Source organism: Neisseria flavescens, from assembly GCF_005221285.1.
In the GTDB taxonomy this organism is placed as follows: Bacteria; Pseudomonadota; Gammaproteobacteria; order Burkholderiales; family Neisseriaceae; genus Neisseria; species Neisseria flavescens.
This window is the reverse complement of record NZ_CP039886.1, coordinates 605,321-624,191: the sequence shown is the minus strand read 5'-3', so window position 1 is coordinate 624,191 and position 18,871 is coordinate 605,321. Positions and strand designations below refer to the sequence as shown.

22 protein-coding genes are annotated in these 18,871 nt (G+C 49.3%); 18 read left to right on the top strand and 4 right to left on the bottom strand.

Going from position 1 to position 18,871, the window contains the following annotated elements; all coding sequences use genetic code 11:
- Nucleotides 1–15: 15 nt before the first annotated feature.
- Complete coding sequence (locus FAH67_RS03260) at nucleotides 16–504, bottom strand: hotdog family protein (RefSeq protein WP_049348188.1); 489 nt, start codon at nucleotides 502–504, stop codon at nucleotides 16–18.
- A 109-nt stretch (nucleotides 505–613) separates the two neighbouring features.
- On the opposite strand from FAH67_RS03260, the gene FAH67_RS03255 reads away from it, so the two are divergent.
- From FAH67_RS03255 to FAH67_RS03220, 8 genes are all read left to right on the top strand, one after another.
- Complete coding sequence (locus tag FAH67_RS03255; RefSeq protein WP_003680819.1) at nucleotides 614–1,375, top strand: beta-ketoacyl synthase chain length factor; 762 nt, start codon at nucleotides 614–616, stop codon at nucleotides 1,373–1,375.
- Complete coding sequence (locus FAH67_RS03250; protein WP_039864043.1) at nucleotides 1,372–2,130, top strand: lysophospholipid acyltransferase family protein; 759 nt, start codon at nucleotides 1,372–1,374, stop codon at nucleotides 2,128–2,130. The genes FAH67_RS03255 and FAH67_RS03250 overlap by 4 nt, the downstream gene beginning before the upstream one ends.
- Nucleotides 2,127–2,387: a phosphopantetheine-binding protein gene (locus FAH67_RS03245; protein ID WP_003680822.1), complete on the top strand. Its 261-nt coding sequence runs from the start codon at nucleotides 2,127–2,129 to the stop codon at nucleotides 2,385–2,387. The genes FAH67_RS03250 and FAH67_RS03245 overlap by 4 nt, the downstream gene beginning before the upstream one ends.
- Before the next feature lie 12 nt (nucleotides 2,388–2,399).
- Nucleotides 2,400–2,648: an acyl carrier protein gene (locus tag FAH67_RS03240; RefSeq protein ID WP_003680823.1), complete on the top strand. Its 249-nt coding sequence runs from the start codon at nucleotides 2,400–2,402 to the stop codon at nucleotides 2,646–2,648.
- Between the two features lie 72 nt (nucleotides 2,649–2,720).
- A complete protein-coding gene (locus tag FAH67_RS03235) occupies nucleotides 2,721–3,260 on the top strand; it encodes a COG4648 family protein (RefSeq protein WP_003680824.1) in 540 nt (179 codons plus the stop codon).
- A 98-nt stretch (nucleotides 3,261–3,358) separates the two neighbouring features.
- Nucleotides 3,359–4,165, top strand: a complete 807-nt coding sequence (locus FAH67_RS03230; RefSeq protein WP_003680826.1) for a hypothetical protein — start codon at nucleotides 3,359–3,361, stop codon at nucleotides 4,163–4,165.
- A gap of 505 nt (nucleotides 4,166–4,670) precedes the next feature.
- Nucleotides 4,671–6,374, top strand: a complete 1,704-nt coding sequence (locus FAH67_RS03225) for an ApeI family dehydratase (RefSeq protein ID WP_003680829.1) — start codon at nucleotides 4,671–4,673, stop codon at nucleotides 6,372–6,374.
- 36 nt (nucleotides 6,375–6,410) lie between these two features.
- Entirely contained in the window at nucleotides 6,411–7,499 is a 1,089-nt protein-coding gene (locus FAH67_RS03220) for a FlxJ family methyltransferase (RefSeq protein WP_003680830.1), read from the top strand.
- Nucleotides 7,500–7,590: 91 nt separating this feature from the next.
- On the opposite strand, the gene FAH67_RS03215 is transcribed toward FAH67_RS03220, so the two are convergent.
- On the bottom strand, nucleotides 7,591–8,247 hold the full coding sequence (locus tag FAH67_RS03215; protein WP_003679705.1) for a cytochrome b/b6 domain-containing protein: 657 nt from the start codon (nucleotides 8,245–8,247) through the stop codon (nucleotides 7,591–7,593).
- Nucleotides 8,248–8,300: 53 nt separating this feature from the next.
- Between FAH67_RS03215 and FAH67_RS03210 the strand changes: the two genes are divergently transcribed.
- The gene (locus FAH67_RS03210) at nucleotides 8,301–9,182 is read left to right on the top strand and encodes an NAD(P)H-hydrate dehydratase (RefSeq protein ID WP_003679707.1); all 882 of its coding nucleotides are present in this window, start codon (nucleotides 8,301–8,303) and stop codon (nucleotides 9,180–9,182) included.
- A gap of 149 nt (nucleotides 9,183–9,331) precedes the next feature.
- The gene (locus FAH67_RS03205; RefSeq protein WP_003679709.1) at nucleotides 9,332–10,279 is read left to right on the top strand and encodes a bile acid:sodium symporter family protein; all 948 of its coding nucleotides are present in this window, start codon (nucleotides 9,332–9,334) and stop codon (nucleotides 10,277–10,279) included.
- 97 nt (nucleotides 10,280–10,376) lie between these two features.
- Here FAH67_RS03205 and FAH67_RS03200 read toward each other — a convergent pair whose 3' ends face one another.
- Nucleotides 10,377–10,940, bottom strand: coding sequence for a YceI family protein (locus tag FAH67_RS03200; RefSeq protein WP_003679710.1), 564 nt, complete (start codon nucleotides 10,938–10,940; stop codon nucleotides 10,377–10,379).
- A gap of 274 nt (nucleotides 10,941–11,214) precedes the next feature.
- On the opposite strand from FAH67_RS03200, the gene ilvD reads away from it, so the two are divergent.
- The 8 genes from ilvD to ubiE all read left to right on the top strand — a co-directional run bounded on the left by ilvD (nucleotide 11,215) and on the right by ubiE (nucleotide 17,436).
- On the top strand, nucleotides 11,215–13,074 hold the full coding sequence (gene ilvD / locus FAH67_RS03195) for a dihydroxy-acid dehydratase (RefSeq protein WP_039863633.1): 1,860 nt from the start codon (nucleotides 11,215–11,217) through the stop codon (nucleotides 13,072–13,074).
- A 69-nt stretch (nucleotides 13,075–13,143) separates the two neighbouring features.
- A complete protein-coding gene (locus tag FAH67_RS12235; RefSeq protein ID WP_256388404.1) occupies nucleotides 13,144–13,275 on the top strand; it encodes a hypothetical protein in 132 nt (43 codons plus the stop codon).
- A 68-nt stretch (nucleotides 13,276–13,343) separates the two neighbouring features.
- Nucleotides 13,344–14,651 carry a CAP domain-containing protein gene (locus FAH67_RS03185; RefSeq protein ID WP_003679717.1) on the top strand — a complete coding sequence of 436 codons (1,308 nt, stop codon included), beginning with the start codon at nucleotides 13,344–13,346 and terminating at the stop codon, nucleotides 14,649–14,651.
- A gap of 64 nt (nucleotides 14,652–14,715) precedes the next feature.
- Complete coding sequence (locus tag FAH67_RS03180; protein WP_003679718.1) at nucleotides 14,716–15,462, top strand: type 1 glutamine amidotransferase; 747 nt, start codon at nucleotides 14,716–14,718, stop codon at nucleotides 15,460–15,462.
- A gap of 155 nt (nucleotides 15,463–15,617) precedes the next feature.
- Nucleotides 15,618–15,851, top strand: coding sequence for a hypothetical protein (locus FAH67_RS03175; RefSeq protein WP_003679719.1), 234 nt, complete (start codon nucleotides 15,618–15,620; stop codon nucleotides 15,849–15,851).
- 1 nt (nucleotide 15,852) lies between these two features.
- Complete coding sequence (locus tag FAH67_RS03170; protein WP_115287630.1) at nucleotides 15,853–16,284, top strand: gamma-butyrobetaine hydroxylase family protein; 432 nt, start codon at nucleotides 15,853–15,855, stop codon at nucleotides 16,282–16,284.
- Nucleotides 16,253–16,669, top strand: a complete 417-nt coding sequence (locus tag FAH67_RS03165) for an MBL fold metallo-hydrolase (RefSeq protein ID WP_003679721.1) — start codon at nucleotides 16,253–16,255, stop codon at nucleotides 16,667–16,669. Before FAH67_RS03170 ends, FAH67_RS03165 begins: the two co-directional genes overlap by 32 nt.
- Before the next feature lie 29 nt (nucleotides 16,670–16,698).
- Nucleotides 16,699–17,436 (top strand): bifunctional demethylmenaquinone methyltransferase/2-methoxy-6-polyprenyl-1,4-benzoquinol methylase UbiE, encoded by a 738-nt coding sequence (ubiE, locus tag FAH67_RS03160; protein WP_003679722.1) that lies wholly within the window; start codon nucleotides 16,699–16,701, stop codon nucleotides 17,434–17,436.
- A gap of 154 nt (nucleotides 17,437–17,590) precedes the next feature.
- Here the strand turns inward: ubiE and FAH67_RS03155 are convergent, their stop codons facing one another.
- Nucleotides 17,591–18,721 carry a polyamine ABC transporter substrate-binding protein gene (locus FAH67_RS03155; RefSeq protein WP_039863635.1) on the bottom strand — a complete coding sequence of 377 codons (1,131 nt, stop codon included), beginning with the start codon at nucleotides 18,719–18,721 and terminating at the stop codon, nucleotides 17,591–17,593.
- Nucleotides 18,722–18,871: the final 150 nt, after the last annotated feature.

The following is an 18,871-nucleotide window of genomic DNA, read 5'->3' as shown; positions in this document are numbered from 1 at the left end:
GGCCTTGTAAACGGTTTAAATGATTTGGCCGTCTTTCGGACTGTACACATTTAAAGAGGCTTTTGCCAGCAAACCGTCCGGTGGCAACAGATGCTTCACATCTTCCGGCGCATCCGTCCAGCGCAACTCGCAATCAAATACGCCCATGCCGCCCAAATCCTGAATGGACACATGTGCCCTGACTTCCAGCTCAGTACCGACAGGCACGGAATCGGCAAACAAATCCAGCTTGCGCGTTCCCAATAAAAAACCCAAGCGTACAGGTTCTCCGGCCTTTAAAGCCTCAATGCCTGCGAACGCGCCTATGCCTTGCGCCATCAATTCCATATAAGCCATAGACGGCAACACGCCGTCCTGCAGCAAAATATGCTTGTCGCCAACCGGCGCACGGCAAACCGTGTAGTCATCGCCAAATTCTTTCACACAGTCGATAAGCACCATATGTCCGCTGTGCGGAAGCAGCGAAGCCACATCATAAATCGGGGCACTCGGTATTGAAGGCATAAAATGTCATCCGGGAATAAATTACGTTACAATATGCATTATAACAGAGCCTAGCTTTTACTAACCCATTTCATTACAATGTATGAAAATGTAAACATTGAAAGACATCATGCCTCAAAACGTTTGCCGTTTCAGCTTCAATATCGCCGCATGGCAGGCCTCCTCCAGCAAAATCAGTACGCCGGAGCAATGGCAGGACTGGGCGCAGGGAAAACTCGATACCGCCTCCCTGCCGGAATGCAAACCCGCGCTCTCCTTTTTACCGCCTATGCAACGCCGCCGCTTGGGAAAAGCGGCACGCTTGGTTTGTGATGCTGCATGGAATCTGGCCGACCAATATCCTGAAAGTGTACCGGTGTACGTTTCGCACGACGGCGAAAGCAACCGCAGCTTTGAATTGTGGCAAGAGCTTTTGAACACGCATACCGTATCGCCGACCTCATTCGGCCTGTCCGTTCACAACGCGACGATTGGGCAATGGTCGATGTTGCGCAAAGACATGAGCGAACATACCGCGTTGGCCGTTGCCGCCGATTCCTTTGAAACCGCGCTGACCGAGGCATTTGCGCTTTTGCAAGACGGCGCGCCATCCGTTTTAATGATTGTCGCCGATGATCCTTTGTCTGAAGACTATCCCGTCTTGGCTACACGTGCGCCGTTTGCCTATGCATTGGCACTGGTCATCACCAAAGGCGAAGACTATACCTTAAGCTTGGAAACCACATCCGAAAGGCCGTCTGAACGCCCAAACGATACAACAGTCGAGCCCTATTGGAGCAGCTTGGAGTGGGTCCGCTTCCTGCTTTCAGACGGCCGACAACACACGCAACACTATGCCGGTAGAAACTGGCACTGGCAGAAAAACACATGAAAACTTTAGACTATTTCCGTCGCTTTTTTGCCACACTCTTCGGCTTCATCCTCTTCGGCGTTGCAGGCGTATTGTTCAAAATCGCACTTTTGCCCTATACGCTCAAATCGACCAAAGGCAACATCAAACGCCAACTTGAAGCAAGACGCATGATAGGCAGAGTTTGGCGTTTCTTTGTCAGCTACCTGCAATGGTCGGGTGTATTGAGTGTCCGTTTCAACGGCTTGGAAAAACTCGGCAGGCCCGGCCAGCTCATTCTTGCCAACCATCCCTCGCTTTTGGATGTCGTCTTGCTGATCAGCCACTATTCCGAGCCAAACGTACTGGTTAAAAAAGACCTGTTGCACAACCCCAGCATGAAAAGCCAGATTATCGCTTCCGGCTACATCCCCAACGATGAAAGCATGGAAATGCTGGAAGAAATTGATGCCGTGTTCAAAAGCGGGCAAAGTCTGCTGATTTTCCCCGAGGGCACGCGCACAGGTTGGGACGGACAGGTTAAAATGCACCGCGGTGCCGTATCGCTCGGTTTGCGCAGCGCATCAGTCATCACGCCCGTGTGCATCAAAATGACGCCGCCCAATTTTAAAAAGGGGCAACCGTGGTACAAAATCCCGCCACAAAAAATTCATTATGAAATTACCGTCGGCGACGACATCCTGCCGGAAGAATGGCTGGCAGAAAAACCCCTGCCCATCGCCGCACGCCGTTTAAACGAATACCTGCAAGACTATTTTACAAGGAAAACCACATGAGCAATTTAGAAAACCAAATCAAACAATTAATCATCGACAGCTTGGGCTTGGAAGACATTACCGTTGCCGACATCGGCAGCGAAGATCCGCTTTTCGGCGACGACGGCCTGGGTCTAGATTCGGTTGATGCATTGGAACTTGGTTTGGCCGTACAAAAAACCTTCGGCTTCCAGCTCGACGGTGAAAACGACAACCTGCGCGAAAACTTCGCCAACGTCAAAACACTGGCCGAGTTCGTCAAGAGCCGCCAAGCATAAGGGAGAGACAAGATGACCGAACAAGAAGTACGCACCCTGCTGACCGATGCACTGGTTAACCTGTTTGAAATCGAACCGGAACGCATCAAACCCGAAACCAACCTCTACGAAGATTTGGAAATCGACAGCATCGACGCCATCGACCTTATCGACCACATCAAACGCGAAACCGGCCGCAAACTGCAAGCCGAAGATTTCCGTAACGTGCGCACCGTAGAAGACGTGGTTCAAGCGGTTTTGAAAGTGCAACAAGATTCCTGATTCCGCTTTGAATCAGCATATTTTCAGACGGCCTTGTCAATCCGCAGGGCCGTCTGAAAATCAATCATAACCATGAAAATATTAGGAAAACTCCTACTGACCCTCGCCAGTCTTGCCTATCCGCTCCTATGGTATTACGGCAGGGAAAACGGCGCGTTTTTCTGGCTTGCAGCGGCCATGTGTATGTTATGGCTGATACGCGCTGCCATGCCACAAACCACAGCCCAACGCATTACGGCGATTATCCTTGCCGCCTTTTTTGCGGCGGTACTGGTTTTCAGACGGCCTGACTCGATGTATTGGTATCCCGTCGCCGTCAACGCGCTGATGCTTGCCGTTTTCGGCGGCAGCCTGTTTGCAAAACAAACGGTTATCGAACGCCTCGCCCGACTGCAACATCCCGACCTTCCGCCCGAAGGTGTGCTGCATACCCGTCGTGTTACGCAAATCTGGTGCGCTTTCTTTATTTTCAACGGCGCAACCGCCGCCATTTTGGCAGGCTTGCAATATTACGATTGGTGGGCGGCTTATACAGGCATCGTGTCGTATGTGTTAATGGGAATCTTATTTGTCGGAGAGTGGATTTATCGGAAAACCATATTGAAAGTGTAGATGTCGTCTGAAAAATCTTGTCGCACTACCATCCATGATTTTAATATTTCAAGTAGTGCATTATATAAAAAATTTTAATTTCAAAGGATTATTCAAAAATGAGCACTCCCGCAAATATTACTTTATTCAATTATCAAGTTCTTATTGGAAAGAGGAATTTATCTAAATCACTTTTAGAACCAATGATTGAAAAAGGGTTCCAAAGAAGTCCTTCTGAAACTGAAATGCAAAAAATATCGGCAACTATAGATAAAGAGAATGACCGCTTTATCCGACTTGTATTTAGCACAGGAAGCGTATATCCGCTACCTCCTAATGTAATTAGTATAGAAAATGGAAAAACAACTAAAAATCGTCGGAAGAAAACAGAAATTGAACCTAAATTTTCCTATGGAATTATGGATACAAAAACAGGGGAAGTCTGGCTTCAATACAATAAAAATAGTATTTTTAGAGAGGCATTAAATTATTTTCATCCAAATGAATATATAGAAATAAAACAAATACTAGATGAAGAACAATTTCAAAAATCCATAAATGAAATAAAAGAAATTAAATTAAGTATATTGCCCAATACGCTTTCTTGCTCTAACTCATTGACCGAACATCTCCAAGAAGATATTTATCAATATGGAGCATCTAGTGCTGAATTTATAATGAAATACAAAGAAAAACTTACAATAGAAAAAGTCAAAAGCGTAGTAAAGTATTTCATCACAAACAAACTTGAGTTTAAAAAATTAGTTATTGCCGGTAAAAATACTGATAATCTAGAGATGGTTTTTAATACCAATATAGTATCTAGCAAAATTGGAGTAACCTGCTCCACCGATGAAAATGGACTACCAAGAGAAGATGAGCTTTTTAAACAAGCCATTTTAAAAATATTGGAAATCTCACCATGATTAAAAATATTATAAAATGTGCAATATATCTTTTCTTTACCTTCCTTTTTTATCTTGTTATTAGCAAATATAACTTAGGGTTTTCAGGCAAAATTTCTGATTTACTATCCTTTCTTTCCATTGCAATAGGTTTTTGCATTACTTCATTATCATTAATAGCAACAACAAAGTTTTCCCAAGCGTTATATAATATACAGAGTAGAAATAGAAACGATAAAACATTATTACATGAACTAATACAGATATTTCAAACAGCAAATTATTATTTCTTGATATTGATATGCTTAATCATTTGCTATCTTTTCATAGAAAATATTTTTGAAGGTAACTTAACATATATCAAACATAATATATCATGGCAGATAGAAATCAAAAATATTTTTCAATCTTGTATTACTTCACTTATCTTTATTAGTTTATATAAATTCTATAAGCTTATTCAAATCCTCGGAAAATATGTAATACAAGCCGCTAAAGAACAGTAACAAGCTATCGAATCAAAATTATGCATCTAACCCGAATCCTATCCCCCGACCTACCCCAACACGACCTTATCGCCACGCATCCGAATTGGACGCGTGCTGATTTCAACCGTGCGGTTTTTCATCTGTCAGGCCGTCTGAAACAGGCAGGCGTACAAACTGCCGCGTTGTGGTTTGACGATGCCGCGCTGTTTGCCTGTGCCGTGTTGGCAGTGTGGCATTCAGGCGGAAAGGTTTTATTGCTGCCCAATTTGGCGCAAGACAATTTGGATTGGGGCAAAACGGCAGAAGCGTTTTTAACGGATTCAACAGATAAAAAGCTATCTTCAGACGGCCTGAATATCTGGCACTTGCCTGATGTATTAGCTAAAACAGATTTGGAAGAGCTGAACACCTATCCTGAAAACCATCTGATTCCCGACCATGCCGAAGCATGGCTGAAAACATCAGGTTCCAGCGGTGAAGCGCAGATTATTGTGAAAACCGCCGCGCAAATGCAGGCAGAAGCCCTGACTTTGGCAAATACGTTGCCATTTGGACAACACGGTGAAACCGTGGTCGGCAGCGTGATTCCGCAACACCTTTACGGCTTCACTTTCCGCTTCGCACTCGCGCTGACAATGGGTTGGACTATGGAGCGACAGCAGGCGGTTTATCCGGAAAACCTGCTTTCCAGCACGGCCGCACATGATAAAGTGGTTTGGATTGCCAGCCCGGCCGTACTCAACCGCTTGGGTGAAAACCGCAACTGGCAAAGTATCGGCCATAAAATTGCAGGCATCGTCTCGGCCGGCGGCGCATTGCCCGCAGCCACGGCGGATTTGCTGCAACAGGCTGCCGTCCGCCCGTTTGAAGTCTATGGCAGTACCGAAACCGGCGTGATTGCCTCACGTTGCGAACGCCAAGAATGGCAGCCTTTCAATGGCGTGGAAATCGGGCAAAACGAAGAAGGCGCACTGTGGGCTTCTTCGCCTTGGTCGCCCGAACGCCGTCAAACAGCCGATTTAATCGAGCCGCAAGATGACGGTTTTCTGTTACTCGGTCGCCAAGACCGCATTATTAAATTTGAGGACAAACGCGTGTCGCTGACCCAAATCGAACACGAACTTTTACAACACCCTTGGATTGCCGACGCCCACTGCGGCCGCCATCCGCAACACCAACGCATTGCCATATGGGCGGCATTGAACGCAGACGGTATCGCCGCCTTGCGCGAGAAAGGCCGTGCTGCGGTTGCCGATACGCTCAAACGCCATCTGGCCGCCACGCAGGACACCATCGCCCTGCCGCGCTACTGGCGTTTTACCGACAGCCTGCCGCGCAACGCCCAAGCCAAAATTGCCGCGGCGGATTTTCAGACGGCCTTTACTGTTGCCCAAACTTCGCCCGTTTGGTCGAAAACATCATCTGACGATGAAACCAATACCGAAACTTTTATCGGGCGCGTGCCTTTGGATTTGGTTTATTTCGGCGGCCATTTTGCCACCTTCCCACTGGTTCCCGGCGTGGTCGAGCTGCAATGGGTGCGCAACCTGATCGCACCGCATCCATGGAGTAAACAGCTCGTCATCCGCATCGAAAATCTAAAATATCAGCAGTTTATCCGTCCTCACGATGAAGTATCGGTAGAGCTGAAATTTGATGAAAGTAAAAACAAACTGAGCTTTAAAATCAACAACGGAGAGCATCCGTGTGCATCAGGACGGATTGTGTTTGAGGCCGTCTGAATATACTTATTAACTTTTTAGTGGAAAACCAACGATATGCAACTCTTCCCCGCCCTAGAACAACGCTATTCCCACGAACACCAGTCCGCAGGCGAGGCTCAACGTCTGGCTCAAGAAATCGCTTTTGCACCGATTGTGTTCCAAGTTTCCCGCCTGATGGTGAAATTTGGCATTCTGGACCTGCTGAACAACCATCCGGACGGCCTCACTCAAGCCGAAATTGCTGAAAAAGCGAAAATCAGCAACTACGCGGCACAAGTCCTGCTGGAAGCCTCGCTGTCTATCGGCACTGTCTTGACTCGTGACAACCGCTATTTCATCAGCAAGGCCGGTTGGTTTGTCCTCAAAGACAAAATGGCCCGCGTCAACATGGATTTCACGCAGGAAATCTGCTACCAAGGCATGTTTGATTTGGAGAAAACCCTGCAAACCGGCAAGCCCGAAGGCCTGAAAGTATTCGGCGACTGGCCGACCATTTACGAAGGCTTGTCTTCATTGCCAAGCATCGCGCAGGAAAAATGGTTTGCGTTCGACCATTATTATTCCGACAACTCCTTCGCCGAAGCACTCAACACCGTGTTCGCCAAACCGGTTAAAAAACTGCTCGATGTCGGCGGCAATACCGGCCGCTGGGCGGAGCAATGCGTCAACCACAATGCCGAAGTCGAAGTAACCATCATGGATCTGCCACAACAAATTGGCTTGATGCGCGAAGCGACCAAAGGCAAAAACGGCGCGGATCGTATCCATGCCCATCCGGCCAACCTGCTTGATCCTGAAATTCCGTTCCCAACCGGTTTTGACGCGATCTGGATGAGCCAATTCCTAGACTGTTTCACCGAAGAACAAGCCACCAGCATTCTTCAACGCGCCGCTGCATCCATGAGCGAAAACACCAGCCTCTACATCATGGAGCCTTTCTGGGACAGACAACGCTACGAGACCGCCGCCTACTGCCTGACCATGACCAGCCTGTATTTCACTGCCATGGCCAACGGCAACAGCAAAATCTTCCACTCTGAAGACCTAATCCGTTGCGTTGAAAAAGCCGGATTGAAAGTAGTGGAAATTTCAGACGGCATCGGCCGCGGCCACAGCATCTTGCGCTGCGTTAAGGCCGTCTGAACATCATCTTTTAAACCCTAAAAAGAAACCGACCCCAACAGCCATTTCGGCTATCGGGGTCGGTTTCTTTTTAGGTATCATCCTTAATGCATCAGCCACGCAACATCCATACTGCGCACACTACCGCAATCGCCACCAACAAAGCGGCAAACAGTTGCCCCATTCCGGCCAATTTAGGCTGCTGGGCATCGATGGTTTTAAAGCCGTTAATCATCGGCGTAATCAAATCCTGTTTTTTCACAAAGCGATACAGCAAAACGGCCGCGATATGTACGCCCGCCAAAACAGCCAAGACATTAAAGAAATTAACATGGATTTTTCGCGCCAGCGTACCGGCGTGTTCGCTGACCAAATGATTCAAAAAGCCGGAATTGGTAAACGTATTTTCATCGGCGGCAAATAAGCCTGTGGCCGTCTGAAAAACCAAGACGGCCAATAAAGCGATGACCATCAGCGCGCCCAAAGGATTGTGGCCGACCAATTCGTCTTCAGACATTTGGCCTTGCGTGTAGCGGCGGATTTCGGAAAACGGGCGCACAAATTGGCTGAATTTTGCCGTATCGCTACCCCAAATCCCCCAGCACAAACGAAAAGCCACCAACGCCAGCATCAACAAGCCACCGCGCAAGTGCCATACCAGCATATCGCCGCCTTGGGTTGCGCTGTACCACATGAATCCCATCAATAACACCAAGAGCCAATGGAACAGGCGCGTAGGTGCGTCCCAAACTTTTATTTTTTGCTTCATTACCTTTTACTTTCTGATTTAAAATTAAATTTCTTATCTTGGAAGGTTACGCCATGCAGTCCATCTACACGCTTCCCGAATCGCTTCAAGTTTTTCAGACGGCCTTAGCATTTCCCGACGTATTCCGCCCCCGCGCCCAAGAATCACACAAAGGCACATACGGCACACTTGCCATTATCGGCGGCGCAACAGGAATGATCGGTGCGGTGGTTTTGGCAGCCACAGCCGCGATGTATCAAGGGTGCGGCAAGGTTTGGGCAGGCTTCAACCAAGCCACGCTGCCATTCGCCATCATTCCCGAACGCCCTGAAATTATGCTCGCTACTGCGGTCCAACTGATGGAACGCAACGATGTCAGCGCACGCGTAATCGGCTGCGGCTTTGGTTTAGACGGATTATCAGAGCAGCTTCTGCCCCAAATCCTGTCTACACACCATGACCAGCCTTTATTGCTCGATGCCGATGCTTTGACACTGCTTGCCCGTTCTTCCGAATTAGCCGAACGCCTCAAATCGTACAAACATATCGTCCTGACACCTCATCCGGCCGAAGCCGCCCGCCTACTTGATACCGATACGCAATCAGTTCAAGCCGACAGACAAAAAGCCGTGACCGAAATCAGCCGTAAATATGGCGCGACCGTCGTGTTGAAAGGCCATCATACATTAGTCGCCACGGCAGACGGCATAGTCTATACCAACACCAGCGGCAATGCCGGTTTGGCCACCGCAGGCAGCGGCGATGTCTTGAGCGGCATCATCGGTAGCCTATTGGCACAAGGCATTCCTGTATTCCAAGCCGCCTGCGCCGGCGTATGGCTGCATGGTGCGGCGGCCGATGTCATCAAACACAGCAGCCAAATCGAAACCGGCATGCTTGCCGGAGAAGTCGCACCTGCCGCCCGATGGCTGCGCAATATTTTATCAAAAGAATAATGCCGTCTATATAGCAAATACAAATCACAGGCCGTCTGAAAATCAATCCTTATTTTCAGACGGCCTTATTTATTTTAAGTCATTTTGCAAATTAAGGTTAAGGCGTGTATCCTTAGTCTCCCTTAAAAACAACTTCACAACATATCATCATGAATACCCTCAACAAAATCAGTGATTTTATCGGAAAGACCTTTTCCCTCTGGGCCGCGCTCTTTGCCGCCGCCGCTTTTTTCGCGCCCGACACTTTCAAATGGGCGGGGCCTTATATTCCTTGGCTGTTGGGCATTATTATGTTCGGTATGGGTTTGACGCTCAAACTTTCCGACTTCGATATTTTGTTCAAACATCCCAAAGCCGTCATCATCGGCGTAATCGCACAATTCGCCATTATGCCGGCAACCGCCTGGCTGCTGTCCAAACTGTTGAACCTGCCTGCCGAAATCGCGGTCGGTGTGATTTTGGTCGGCTGCTGCCCGGGCGGTACGGCTTCCAATGTAATAACCTATTTGGCGCGCGGCAATGTGGCTTTGTCGGTTGCCGTTACGTCGGTTTCCACCCTGATTTCCCCATTGCTGACCCCTGCCATCTTCCTGATGCTTGCCGGTGAAATGCTGGAAATCCAAGCGGGCGGCATGTTGATGTCCATCGTCAAAATGGTTTTGCTCCCCATCGTTTTGGGTTTGATTGTCCATAAGGTATTGGGCAACAAGACTGAAAAACTGACCGATGCACTGCCGCTGGTTTCCGTTGCCGCTATCGTGCTGATTATCGGCGCGGTTGTCGGCGCCAGCAAAGGCAAGATTATTGAAAGTGGCCTGCTGATTTTCGCAGTTGTCGTACTCCACAACGGCATCGGCTATCTGCTCGGCTTCTTTGCTGCCAAATGGACCGGCCTGCCTTATGATGCACAAAAAACGCTGGCCATCGAAGTCGGTATGCAAAACTCAGGCTTAGGTGCCGCCCTTGCCGCCGCACACTTTGCCGCCGCACCGATTGTTGCCGTTCCCAGCGCATTGTTCAGCGTGTGGCACAATATCTCCGGCTCGCTTTTAGCAACTTATTGGGCAGCCAAAGCAGATAAAAATAAAGAATCCTAAACGTCTTTAATCATAAGGCCGTCTGAACAGGGATAAACGAAATCAACGATTTCTGCCTTACCTGTTCAGACGGCCTTTATTTTGAAATCAAGCAGGATTATTGTTTCACTGCTTCGATTTGGATATTGATGTTCACTTTTTTGCTCATGCCGGCACTTACCAAATAATCCAAGCCCCATTTGGTACGGTCGATGGTGGTGCTGAAGTCGCCGCCGCACACTTCTGCTTTTGCCATCGGGCTTTGATAGCAGTTGAATTTATCGGCTTTGAGTTTTACCGGCGCAGTTTTGCCGTTCATGGTCAGATTGCCGTCAACAGACAGCAATTTTTTGCCGTTGAAATTGAATTTGGTAGAGACAAAACGGATTTCAGGGTATTTGTCTGCATTGAAAATATCGGCAGATTTCAAGTGTTGGGTAAAGTGGTCGGAACCGGTTTGCAGTTTGGACAAAGGCAATACGATATCGATAGAGCCTTGGCGTTTGGCACGGTCAAATTCCAAATTGCCGGTCAAACCATAAATACCGCCGACGTTGGTGCTGGTGTTGAAATGGTCGATGGCAAAACGGGCATTGGCGTGGAATTCGTCCACTTTATAAACAGCGGCAGACGCAGCAGAAGTCAACATGGCCGAACACAATGCAAACATGATTTTTTTCATCGTCTTATCCTTAGAAATGTGAGAAGTTCCCTATCATATCACTTTTTGATGCCAACATCTTTTGCAACTGAGAAAGACAGCGTTTCATCTTAAGAAAACTTCAGGCCGTCTGAAATAATGAGCAGCAAATTCAGGTGAAGCAAATACAGTTTAGTTTTATTACAAAATAGCGTGCTTCATCTCTCGTAATTGGTATAAAATACCGAGTTATTTCTACAATGGGCCGCCAACCAGCCTATTTCAGACGGCCTCAGCATAAAACAAAGGAACAAAAATGCCTGAATACCGCTCCAAAACCTCTACCCACGGCCGCAATATGGCAGGCGCGCGCGCATTGTGGCGTGCGACCGGCGTAATGGAAACCGACTTCGGCAAACCGATTATCGCCATTGCCAACTCCTTCACCCAATTCGTCCCAGGCCATGTGCACCTGCACAATATGGGTCAACTGGTTGCCCGTGAAATCGAAAAAGCCGGCGGCATTGCCAAAGAATTCAACACCATCGCCATTGACGACGGTATCGCCATGGGCCACAGCGGTATGCTCTACTCCCTGCCCAGCCGCGATTTGATTGCCGACTCCATCGAATATATGGTCAACGCCCACTGCGCCGACGCGCTGGTGTGCATTTCCAACTGCGACAAAATCACCCCCGGAATGCTGATTGCCGCCATGCGCCTGAACATCCCCACCATCTTCGTTTCCGGCGGCCCGATGGAAGCCGGCAAGGTCATCGGCGTGGCAAACATCCAACCCGAACGCCGTTTGGACTTGATTGACGCGATGATTGAATCGGCAGACGACAATGTCAGCAACCGGCAAGTCGAAGAAGTCGAACAAAACGCCTGTCCGACCTGCGGTTCGTGTTCGGGTATGTTTACGGCAAACTCGATGAACTGCCTGACCGAAGCACTCGGTCTGTCCCTGCCCGGCAACGGTTCGTATTTGGCGACCCACGCCGGTCGCAAAGAATTGTTCCTCGAAGCCGGACGTATGATTGTCGAAATCACCAAACGCTATTACGAGCAAGACGACGAAACCGTACTGCCGCGCAGCATCGCCACCAAAAAAGCGTTTGAAAACGCTATGACGATGGACATTGCGATGGGCGGCTCTACCAACACCATCCTGCATTTGCTCGCCGTCGCCAACGAAGCGGGCGTGGATTTCAAAATGGCCGACATCGACCGCTTAAGCCGCGTCGTGCCCTGCATCTGCAAAACCGCGCCCAACAACCACGACTACTATATGGAAGACGTGCACCGCGCCGGCGGCATCTTCGCCATCCTGAAAGAACTGGACAAAGCGGGCAAGCTGCACACCGACGTGTACACCATCCACGCGCCGACGCTGAAAGACGCGATTGAACAATGGGACGTGACCAATCCCGAAAACACCCGCGCCATCGAACGCTTCAAAGCCGCGCCCGGCGGCGTACGCACCACCCAAGCGTTCTCGCAAAACCGTATGTGGAAAACCCTCGACCTCGACCGCGAAAAAGGCTGCATCCGCGACGTGGCACACGCCTACTCGCAAGACGGCGGTTTGGCGGTCTTGTTCGGCAACATCGCCGAACGCGGCTGCGTGGTAAAAACCGCAGGCGTGGACGAGAGCATCCTCAAATTCACCGGCCGCGCCCGCGTGTTTGAAAGCCAGGAAGCCGCTGTCGAAGGCATTTTGGGCAACCGAATCGTCGCCGGCGACATCGTCATCATCCGCTACGAAGGCCCGAAAGGCGGCCCGGGTATGCAGGAAATGCTGTATCCGACTTCCTACCTGAAATCCAAAGGCTTGGGCAAAGCCTGCGCCCTATTGACAGATGGACGCTTTTCCGGCGGCACATCAGGCTTGAGTATCGGACACGCCTCGCCTGAAGCGGCAGAAGGCGGCGCAATCGGTTTGGTACACGAAGGCGACACCATCGAAATCGACATTCCAAACCGCAGCATCCACCTTGTCATTTCCGATGAAGAGCTTGCCGCCCGCCGTGCCGAAATGGAAGCGCGCGGCAGCAAAGCATGGAAACCGGAAAACCGCGACCGCTACGTCTCCGCCGCCCTGCGTGCCTACGGTGCCATGGCAACTTCCGCCGACAAAGGCGCAGTACGCGACGTATCCCAAATCGAACGTTAATTAACCTGACTTTAAGGCCGTCTGAACACTTTCAAGTGTTTCAGACGGCCTTCATTCAAACGGACAAATATGGACAAATTCATTTTAGCGATGATTGGCATGGCTATTGCCCTGTTGATTATTATTGGCGGCGGATTTATCGCTGTCGAATATTTCAAATCCCATCCTGAAGCATTCCAAGTCAAGCCGTTATCAAAATAATCATTTAACGGCATGAGTTTCAAGGGGAAAGAGCCGTAGCTCAAGGCCGTCTGAACGCAGTACATATAATGAAACACATTCTTTACTGGCTGGGTGGTTTTGCTGTCGCCCTCAGCATATTCCAATACTACGAAACCCATCGCTATTCCGAAGACCAGCTCATCTACGCCCAACCGCCGCAAAATCGTTCTGCCGTTGCCGATTTTGACGCTTTGGCGTATTTAAACTTCCTCCGCTCCTCAGCCAATTTACCCGCACTGGCGCACTCAGCCACACTCGAACGCGCCGCGCGCAATCATGCCCGCTACCTGCTGCAAAACCCTGACGACGGACATGACGAACACAATACGCGCAATCCCTTTTATACAGGCCCACGCCCATCAGACCGCACGCGCAAAGCCGGTTATGCCTATAAAGGCGTGCACGAAAACGTCAGCACCGGTCAGCACCCGCCAAACGAAAAAATCAACGACCATCTACCTGCCCAACATCAGCTGGACAACCTGATGACGGCGATTTACCACCGCCTCTCCTTACTCGATCAAAATATCGACGAGGCCGGAGCGGCATTTGAATCGCAAGGTACACAAATCGCGTTGAGCATCAATCAGGGCGACAGCAGATTCAACAGCCTCTGCCAAAAAAACCGCCCCCTCTCCGACCTCAGCCGTTCGTTTTATCAAGATGCCTGTCATGGCCACGCCATTGTTTATGCGGATGAAATCTCCAACCGCAAATTTCGACCTTACATCACCTATCCGCAAGGCAACTTCGCCTCGCCGGTTTTCCACGGCGAACGTCCCGACCCTATGCCGCATTATGAAATGACCGGCAATCCGGTCAGCATCGCGTTCTCAGAACAATCGCCTCCGGTCAAAATGCGTTCGTTCAAGCTGTATCAGAACACAAAAGAAATCAGAGACGTCAAAATCTTAGATAAAGATAATGACCCAAACCGCCTCCTGACCGAACGCCAATTTGCGCTGTTTCCTTTACAGCCATTGGAATACGACACCGACTACCGTGCCGTGTTCGAATACCGTCAAAACGGAAAAGACAAAACGGCCGAATGGACATTTAGCACGCAAAAACCCGATTATCCTTACTTCATCGTCAAAGGCGGCGAAACGCTGGCCATTGAATCCGGACAAAAATATTTTATCCATTGGCAGGATTTTTGGTGCTTGAAACAATGCGAACGCTACAACTACCGCATGAACCGCGACACCCAAATCGACATTATCGAGCGGCAGGCCGGCGGTATCATTATCCGTGTCAACGGAAGCAAAGGCAGCAGCATCCGTTTAATGCCCGAAGGCGAAGACAGGCGCGCCATTACACTAGTCTTGGTTTTACAGGACAGAGCCGGGCCTTGATTCTACCGCTGGCACCAGCTGCCGGTATATCTTATGTGATTCAAAATAGATGGGAGAATAAACGATGAGAGTGCATTTTGTCTTGCACGAAACTTTTGAAGTACCGGGTGCTTATCTAAAGTGGGCGCAGGAGCGTGGTCATCAGGTAACGATGTCCAAGGTCTACGAGCGAGAAGCTCTACCTGAGACAGTGGATGAGATCGATTTTTTGATTATCATGGGAGGACCGCAATCACCAGATGAGGATCGCGCAACCTTCCCTTACTATGATCCGCAAGCTGAGATTAAACTGATTCAAAAAGCGATGCAGGCGGATCGCTACATCGTTGGTGTCTGTCTGGGAGCGCAGCTCATGTCTGTTGCTTATGGCGCGGAGTATGAGCATAGCCCAGAGCGGGAGATCGGGGTGTATCCTGTGACCTTGACGTCTGAAGGATTGGCAGATCCGCATGTCAGCTTATTTGGTGTAAACTTTGATTCAGGTCACTGGCATGGTGATATGCCAGGATTGACGGAGGATGCCGTTGTCCTTGCGACCAGTCAAGGTTGTCCACGCCAGATTGTCCGTTTTTCTCCCAAGCACTATGCCTTCCAAGCCCACTTGGAATTTGATCCGGAAGCAGTTGATCTCTTGATTGCTGCAGATGGTGAAGTTGCTTTGGAGGAACAAAGTCAACAATTGCCATTTGTCGAAAAACCTGAAGCCATTCGTGCTTACGATTATCAAGAAATGAATGCAAAATTGTACGCATTTTTGGATTCATTAACAAACCAAATAAAAAAGAAAGGTACAGCGTGTGTTCAGATTTGAACACGATCGGAAAGCTTTTCTGAACAAAAAAAGAAAGGATGGGTTAACCGTATTCGCAGAACTGAATTTATGGAAATAAAGCCGTTTTCAGACGGCATGAAGCACCAAAAAGCTGATAAAATACCGCCTCACCACCCTACGGCAAGCTATCCAACATGACCAAACATCCGCAAACAGCAGCCAATACCCGCTATGCCTTTGCCAGCATTGCCGCCATGTTGGCCGCGTTTTTACTGTTCGTTGCCGTGATGTTGCTGCCTTTGGGGCTGACGGCGGACACCCAAGTGAGCCTGATACGGTTTTCACTCTACGCAATCGTGCTGTTTGCCGTACTTGGCGGTATTTTTTCTGTACGCGTTGCCTATTTGCGTAAAAAGAACGGAGCATGACATGACCCGAGCCGATAAAATTCCACAAGAAATCCGCCTACAGCAAGAGCGGCGCGTACTGACTTTAGTCTATGTTGACGGTGCCCAAAGCCTTCCTGCCGAATACCTGCGCGTGTACTCGCCCAGCGCGGAAGTGCGCGGACACGGTCCAGGTCAAGATGTTTTGCAAACAGGCAAAGCCGAAGTCAGCATTACCGATTTAGAACCTGTCGGCCAATACGCACTGAAAATTACTTTTTCAGACGGCCACGACAGCGGCCTTTACGACTGGGACTATCTCTACCGACTGGCGCACAATCAAGACGCACTTTGGCAAGACTATCTCGACCGCCTCGAAAAAGCCGGCACGTCCAGAACGCCAAGTGCCGAAGATTTAAAACCCAAGCATACACATTCCTGCGGTGGCGGAGGTTGCGGCGGAAAGGCCGTCTGAAAAAGGCGAGACTGTAACATTGGATGACGGCAGGATCATTGACGGCAAAGCATTCCTCTCCCCGCCAAAAAAAGGACGGTTAGCGGCCATCTTCGGCGATACCAAAACCTGTCCGCAGGCAGTGCGCGCCGCGCAAAACGCAGACGTTTTGGTGCATGAAGCAACCTTTGTGGCAGGCGATGAAGAGACAGCGGAACGAGTGTTCCATTCGACCGTGTCCGATGTCGCCAAGCTGGCCTTGCAAGCCAATGTGAAACAACTTTACCTGACCCACATCAGCGCACGTTATACCGAAGAAGAACAACGCCTGATGCTGGAGCGGCAGGCACAAACTATATTTCCCGCGTCGAAAGTGGTTGGCGATTTCGACGTATTCGATATCTGAATCCGTATTATTTTAAGAAGGCAGACACTATGAGCGACCACAAAACCCATTTCGGCTTCTCTACCGTTGACGAAGACGAAAAAGCAGGCAAAGTTGCCGAAGTCTTCCACTCCGTGGCAAAAAACTACGACATTATGAATGACGTAATGTCCGGCGGTCTGCACCGTGTTTGGAAACATTTCACCATCAATACCGCCCACCTGAAAAAAGGCGACAAAGTATTGGATATCGCCGGCGGTACAGGCGATTTGTCCCGAGGCTGGGCGAAACGTGTGGGCAAAGAAGGCGAAGTTTGGCTGACAGACATCAACTCCTCCATGCTGACCGTCGGCCGCGACCGCCTGCTCAACGAAGGCGTGATTCTGCCCGTATCGTTGGCAGACGCTGAAAAATTACCGTTCCCCGACAACTATTTCAATCTGGTTTCCGTCGCATTCGGCCTGCGCAACATGACGCACAAAGATGCCGCGCTGAAAGAAATGTACCGCGTATTGAAACCGGGCGGCACCCTGCTGGTGTTGGAATTCTCCAAAGTGTACAAACCTTTGGAAGGCGTGTACGACCTCTACTCTTTCAAACTGTTGCCGATTATGGGTAAACTGATTGCCAAAGATGCCGACAGCTACCAATACCTCGCCGAGTCCATCCGTATGCACCCCGACCAAGAAACTTTGAAGCAAATGATGCTGGATGCAGGATTCGACAGCGTGGATTACCACAACATGAGCGCAGGCATTGTTGCCCTGCATAAAGGCGTGAAATTCTAAGGCTGTCTGAAACGAACAAAAGGGCGTGATTGATAGGTTTTTAAACCTTATCCAAGCCAATCTGACACAAAACAAAGGCCGTCTGAACAACCGTAAAACGAAATCAAATATTTCGGTTACACCATTCAGACGGCCTTAATACGTTTAAATCAGCTTATGTCCCTGCTTTCACGCTTTGCCATTGACGGACCATAAATTTCAACGCCGCCGGTTGGATAGGCACCATGATAAAGCTGTTTTTCAAATCCTCATCGGTCGGGAAAATCGTATTGTCGTTTCTAAACTCTTCATCCATCAGCTCTTGAGCCGATTTGCTGGACGGCGCATAAGTAACAAAATTGCCGTTTTTCGCCGCAACTTCAGGATCTAAGAAATCATTGATATACGCATGGGCATTGGCCACATGTTTGGCATCTTTCGGAATCACAAACGAATCCACCCAAATCCCCACGCCTTCTTTCGGCATCATCACACGGATTTTTTCCTTGCCGCCTGCTTCTTCGGCACGGCGTTTGGCAATGTTCAAATCGCCGCCAAAACCAATCGTTACGCAAGTATCGCCGCGCGCCAAATCATCGATAAAACCGGACGAAGTAAAACGCTTGATGTACGGACGGTTTTTCTTCAAAACTTCCGTCGCCGCCTTAATATCCGCCGTTTCGCTACTGTTTGGGTTTTTACCCATATAGTTCAACACCATAGGATAAATTTCCGCCGCGCTGTCCAAATAGCTGATACCGCATTGCTTGAGTTTGGACGTGTATTCGGGGTTAAACACCAAATCCCATTGATTGTCCGGCAGCTGATCCGTGCCCAAAGCCTTTTTCACACGCTCGACATTGATAGCGAAAGTATTGGTACCCCAATAAAACGGCACCGCATATTCATGCCCCGGATCGACACCTTCCATCAGTTTCATCAACCGAGGATTCAGGTTTTTATAGTTGGGAATCAGGGATTTGTCGATTTTCTGATACGCACCTGCCTTAATCTGCCTGCCGACAAACGCATTGGAAGGAGCCACAATGTCGTAACCCGACTTGCCGGTCAATACCTTGCTTTCCAGCGTTTCATCGCTGTCGTATACATCGTAAGTTACTGCGATACCGTGTTTCTTCTCAAACGCGGCAACCGTCTCGGGGTCGACATATTCCGACCAGTTGTAAATGCTCAATACCTTTTGATTATCGGTTTGAGCCGCCTTGTCGGCAGAAGTTTTGTCCGAGCCGCCGCAGCCGGCCAGTGCCAGCGCAGTCAGTACGATGAGGGGCAGATGTTTGGTCATTATCATTCCTTGCGTATCCGGTTGAAAATAGAGAGGCATTATAAAGCAGGCAGGCACGAGCGGATAGGCTTCATTGTTAAAAGATATCGTCCCGCTTGAGGCCGTCTGAAAGACGGGTTTCAACCAACTTAAAACCTTTCTGCCGATAGC

Coding starts and splice junctions, on each gene's coding strand:
- FAH67_RS03230 (WP_003680826.1), top strand. CDS start 3,359: ATGAGCACTCCCGCAAATATTACTTTATTCAATTATCAAGTTCTTATT.
- FAH67_RS03185 (WP_003679717.1), top strand. CDS start 13,344: ATGAAACACATTCTTTACTGGCTGGGTGGTTTTGCTGTCGCCCTCAGC.
- ilvD (WP_039863633.1), top strand. CDS start 11,215: ATGCCTGAATACCGCTCCAAAACCTCTACCCACGGCCGCAATATGGCA.
- FAH67_RS03200 (WP_003679710.1), bottom strand. CDS start 10,940: ATGAAAAAAATCATGTTTGCATTGTGTTCGGCCATGTTGACTTCTGCT.
- FAH67_RS03155 (WP_039863635.1), bottom strand. CDS start 18,721: ATGACCAAACATCTGCCCCTCATCGTACTGACTGCGCTGGCACTGGCC.
- FAH67_RS03180 (WP_003679718.1), top strand. CDS start 14,716: ATGAGAGTGCATTTTGTCTTGCACGAAACTTTTGAAGTACCGGGTGCT.
- FAH67_RS03245 (WP_003680822.1), top strand. CDS start 2,127: ATGAGCAATTTAGAAAACCAAATCAAACAATTAATCATCGACAGCTTG.
- FAH67_RS03215 (WP_003679705.1), bottom strand. CDS start 8,247: ATGAAGCAAAAAATAAAAGTTTGGGACGCACCTACGCGCCTGTTCCAT.
- FAH67_RS03205 (WP_003679709.1), top strand. CDS start 9,332: ATGAATACCCTCAACAAAATCAGTGATTTTATCGGAAAGACCTTTTCC.
- FAH67_RS03250 (WP_039864043.1), top strand. CDS start 1,372: ATGAAAACTTTAGACTATTTCCGTCGCTTTTTTGCCACACTCTTCGGC.
- FAH67_RS03210 (WP_003679707.1), top strand. CDS start 8,301: ATGCAGTCCATCTACACGCTTCCCGAATCGCTTCAAGTTTTTCAGACG.
- FAH67_RS03260 (WP_049348188.1), bottom strand. CDS start 504: ATGCCTTCAATACCGAGTGCCCCGATTTATGATGTGGCTTCGCTGCTT.
- FAH67_RS12235 (WP_256388404.1), top strand. CDS start 13,144: ATGGACAAATTCATTTTAGCGATGATTGGCATGGCTATTGCCCTGTTG.
- ubiE (WP_003679722.1), top strand. CDS start 16,699: ATGAGCGACCACAAAACCCATTTCGGCTTCTCTACCGTTGACGAAGAC.
- FAH67_RS03235 (WP_003680824.1), top strand. CDS start 2,721: ATGAAAATATTAGGAAAACTCCTACTGACCCTCGCCAGTCTTGCCTAT.
- FAH67_RS03170 (WP_115287630.1), top strand. CDS start 15,853: ATGACCCGAGCCGATAAAATTCCACAAGAAATCCGCCTACAGCAAGAG.
- FAH67_RS03240 (WP_003680823.1), top strand. CDS start 2,400: ATGACCGAACAAGAAGTACGCACCCTGCTGACCGATGCACTGGTTAAC.
- FAH67_RS03220 (WP_003680830.1), top strand. CDS start 6,411: ATGCAACTCTTCCCCGCCCTAGAACAACGCTATTCCCACGAACACCAG.
- FAH67_RS03175 (WP_003679719.1), top strand. CDS start 15,618: ATGACCAAACATCCGCAAACAGCAGCCAATACCCGCTATGCCTTTGCC.
- FAH67_RS03255 (WP_003680819.1), top strand. CDS start 614: ATGCCTCAAAACGTTTGCCGTTTCAGCTTCAATATCGCCGCATGGCAG.
- FAH67_RS03225 (WP_003680829.1), top strand. CDS start 4,671: ATGCATCTAACCCGAATCCTATCCCCCGACCTACCCCAACACGACCTT.